The 3,625-nt window shown below is 31.4% G+C and carries 5 protein-coding genes; 3 read left to right on the forward strand and 2 right to left on the reverse strand.

Translation table 11 applies throughout. The features are described 5' to 3' along the window. Positions 1–276: 276 nt before the first annotated feature. Entirely contained in the window at positions 277–1,629 is a 1,353-nt protein-coding gene (locus tag ACT8VG_RS08725; RefSeq protein WP_444195649.1) for an MATE family efflux transporter, read from the reverse strand. A 149-nt stretch (positions 1,630–1,778) separates the two neighbouring features. On the opposite strand from ACT8VG_RS08725, the gene ACT8VG_RS08730 reads away from it, so the two are divergent. Further along, the gene (locus ACT8VG_RS08730; protein ID WP_444195650.1) at positions 1,779–1,904 is read left to right on the forward strand and encodes a hypothetical protein; all 126 of its coding nucleotides are present in this window, start codon (positions 1,779–1,781) and stop codon (positions 1,902–1,904) included. Between the two features lie 117 nt (positions 1,905–2,021). Then, complete coding sequence (locus tag ACT8VG_RS08735) at positions 2,022–2,240, forward strand: hypothetical protein (protein WP_195921550.1); 219 nt, start codon at positions 2,022–2,024, stop codon at positions 2,238–2,240. Positions 2,241–2,339: 99 nt separating this feature from the next. Here ACT8VG_RS08735 and ACT8VG_RS08740 read toward each other — a convergent pair whose 3' ends face one another. After that, entirely contained in the window at positions 2,340–2,561 is a 222-nt protein-coding gene (locus tag ACT8VG_RS08740) for a type II toxin-antitoxin system RelB/DinJ family antitoxin (protein WP_444195651.1), read from the reverse strand. 118 nt (positions 2,562–2,679) lie between these two features. Here ACT8VG_RS08740 and ACT8VG_RS08745 point away from each other — a divergent pair, with 118 nt between their 5' ends. After that, on the forward strand, positions 2,680–3,213 hold the full coding sequence (locus tag ACT8VG_RS08745) for a flavodoxin family protein (protein ID WP_195921552.1): 534 nt from the start codon (positions 2,680–2,682) through the stop codon (positions 3,211–3,213). The last annotated feature ends 412 nt before the right edge of the window (positions 3,214–3,625 follow it).

The following is a 3,625-nucleotide window of genomic DNA, read 5'->3' on the forward strand; positions in this document are numbered from 1 at the left end:
GTGTATATGTAGTTCCGTATTCTACATTTACCTTATTAGTCTTAAGTTCTAGTTTAGGGCCACTTAACGCATAAGTAGTAGCACCTACTACTGCAATCACTACAACTGCTCCTGCAGCTTTCATTATCTGTTTCTTATTCATATTCTTTTCCTTCCCTTACTATATATCTTATATACAATGATATTCTTGCTGTTAGTTTGATGCAATAGAGAAAGTACTATATTTATATTATTTACAAGTATTACATAAGAATAATAGAAAAAGAGATCTCTTTTCTAAGGAATCTCTTTTTTTAAGTTCTTTCCAATAGTTAACCACATTGTAATATAACAGGCACATCCACCCATAAAATTACTAATTGCTTCTGAAATAAACACACCTTCAATTCCAATAAAATGTGGAAGAATAATAGTTAAAGGGGCTACTATAATCACTTTTCTAAAGATAGAAAAGAAGATAGCCTGTTTAGATTTACCAAGTCCTACTGCTACAGATTGACCACATATCTGTAATGACTGCATAAAGAATCCTGCAAAATATAATCTAATATAAAGAATTGCATGTTTAGTAATATGAGGATCATGAGTAAAGATTTTAATAAAGTATTGTGGGAAAGCAGTAATTAATACCCAGATAATAAACATTGTTCCAAAACATAAGAGTGTCACAAAACGTATTGCTGATAAGACACGTTTATATTCTTTAGCCCCATAATTATATCCTAATACTGGCTGAGAGGCATTTCCAAAACCCTGAGCAGGTAATTGTACAACTTCTCTAATAGAGTTAATAATAGTCATAATCGCAATATAGAGATCACCACCATAAATCTGTAAAGTAGAATTACATACAATAGATACTATAGAATTCGTAATACCCATCATAAATCCTGCAGTTCCTAAAGAGAATATACGCTTTACATAATAAAGGTTTAAATACATACACTCTTTCTTTAGCTTAAGTATCGTTTGATCACTTCTTAAGAAGTGTATTGTCCATAAAGCAGATACAAACTGTGACAGTACTGTTGCAAGTGCTGCACCTTTTACATTCATATTTAATACAAATATAAATATTGGATCCAATATAATATTCAATACAGCACCAATCAGTACTGTCATCATTCCTATCTTCGCAAATCCCTGACTATTAATAAAACTATTCATACCTAATCCTATTAACACAAACACTGTCCCTAATAAGTAGATAGTCAAATAATCATTCGCATACTTAAAAGTATGCGTACTTGCTCCAAAGAGCCATAAGATCCTCTCTTTAAAAAGAAAACCAATAATCATTAAACCTATCCCAAATAGTACTAACAAACAGAACGCATTTCCCATAATCTCTTCTGCTTCCTTATTATTACCTTTACCTCTTGCTATTGAACAAAGTGGGGCACCACCCATACCAAACAAGTTCGCAAATGCAATCACTATAGAAATAATAGGAAGACATATTCCTAGTCCTCCCATAGCTAGTGTTGATGTATGAGGAATACGACCTATATATATTCTATCTATCACATTATAAAGTACATTAATCAACTGTGCTACGATCATTGGTCCTGCAATAGATAATATATGTGTAGAAACCTTTCCCTTCGCAAAATTATTCCTTTCTTCCATACAACCATCTCCCTTAATATAATTTTTACTATCTCATATATATTACAGTCATACAGTCATTTTTCAAATGTTGAAATACTGTAACTCATATTATCTCATGTATATCATGCTTTTTTTAATATGCATCTCAAGTTAATGTCACAAGCAGAGTGGATCAATTACTCTCTAATATGAGTACAAAACAAAAGATCAAACAGATGCTTATGGTAGACTTCCGTTATGTTGTTGCTTATAGTTTCCCGGGAGAATCACGTATGTATCCAGTAGTGGAATAAATAGTAGATGGTATAACTTATAAGACAAAGAAGAAATATAAAGGAATTAAGTCTATCAAAGCATCAGGTATACCACTACCAATCAAATCTAACGATTATGAGGATGAAAAAGGATATTTGCATATCAAATCAGGGACTATTGTAAATGTCCGTCAGATGGCAGAAAAACTATGGCCTATCAATAGTAAAATGATTGTTTACTATAATCCAGATAATCCTAAAATCTGTTTTGTAGATAGACCTATTTATAATAGTTTTGCATCTATGATGTTTATTATTATGGGTGTAGTTGTAATAGTTATAAGTATTATTGTATTATTCTTAATGCAGGTATGAACATCTCAATTCAAGAGATGTTTTTTTGATGCGAAAACACCATACATTACTGTATGGTGCCTAGCTTTTGAGTTCCTCAAACAACTCATCTAAATTATCTTAACCCTTAATAGAAGAATCATAAGTAATTCTTTTTGCTTCTTTCATTGCTTCTATAGTTTCTTTATTTGGTGTTAATTCAAAAGGAATACCACCCACTCGCAATGATTCCTTCACAAAAAGATTAAATGCGGTACTAAGATCCATACCTAGTTCACTAAATAATACATCTGCCTTTTCTTTTAAATCACTGTCCATACTAATTGTTAAATTTGTATACATAGGTTCAACTCCTTTCTAGTGATAGTATATGCTTTTTCATATATTTTCACAATATGAACGAAGATTGAAAACGTTATTAATATAAGTAAAATAAGAGAAATGAAGGGAATGACAAACAATGAAAAACATATTAATTATATCTAGTTCACCTAGAAGAAATGGAAACTCACAATTACTATGTAATCAATTCAAGAAGGGTGCAGAAGACAAAGGACATCATGTAGATATGATACGTATCATGGATCAAAAAATTGGTTTTTGTAGAGCATGTGATGGCTGTATGAGAAATGGTGGTACTTGTATTTTTAAGGATGATATGGCAGGCATATTAGACCTTTACCAAAAAGCAGATGTATTAGTACTTGCAACACCAGTATATTTCTATGGAATCACTGCACAAATGAAAATATTCATAGATCGTACTTATCCTATCTGGCAGCATTTAGGTAAAAAGGATGTTTATTACATCATCTCTGCAGGATTAGGTGAAGATATTGTAGAAAGATCATTAGGAGATCTAGATGGTTTTGTAGAACATCTAGAAGAATATGAAATAAAGGGTAGACTATATGCTACAAATGTCATGGATGCAGGTCTAGTAAAAGATCAAGACATATATAAACAAGCTTATGAAATGGGCAACTCTATTTAATAAAGGCAATTTAAAATAAATAGGAGTTCCTATGCTTTAATTATTATGTATCACGGGGTATAATTCGATCTCGTGATTTTTAATAATCTGGATGTTTGTTTTAGAAATATGCTTGATGGATTTGTTTCTGTATACAACGATATCAGTATTCATCTTTCTCCTAAATTGCCATTCACAATTATGAAGCATTAACACTATCGTAAGTGGAGTGATTCTAATAAAAGGCAATATCATTTCCAAGATAGAATATATCCTTTAGTCCGTTGATTATTTGCGCATAATTACATCAGTAGTAGAAAAATTATGCACCACCCATAAGGGTGGTGCAGTTTGTGATTTGATTGGACTCTTTGCAGATAAAACGCATGATGGCAGTAATATATTTTATCTACTCAACATTTGACACTATAAC

Origin of the sequence: Catenibacterium sp. (assembly GCF_052354645.1) — a bacterium.
GTDB lineage: Bacteria > Bacillota_I > Bacilli_A > Erysipelotrichales > Coprobacillaceae > Catenibacterium > Catenibacterium mitsuoka_A.

Bases quoted from the DNA above. Each gene is read 5' to 3' on its own strand.
- ACT8VG_RS08745 (WP_195921552.1), top strand. From the start codon at position 2,680: ATGAAAAACATATTAATTATATCTAGTTCACCTAGAAGAAATGGAAAC.
- ACT8VG_RS08740 (WP_444195651.1), bottom strand. From the start codon at position 2,561: ATGTATACAAATTTAACAATTAGTATGGACAGTGATTTAAAAGAAAAG.
- ACT8VG_RS08725 (WP_444195649.1), bottom strand. From the start codon at position 1,629: ATGGAAGAAAGGAATAATTTTGCGAAGGGAAAGGTTTCTACACATATA.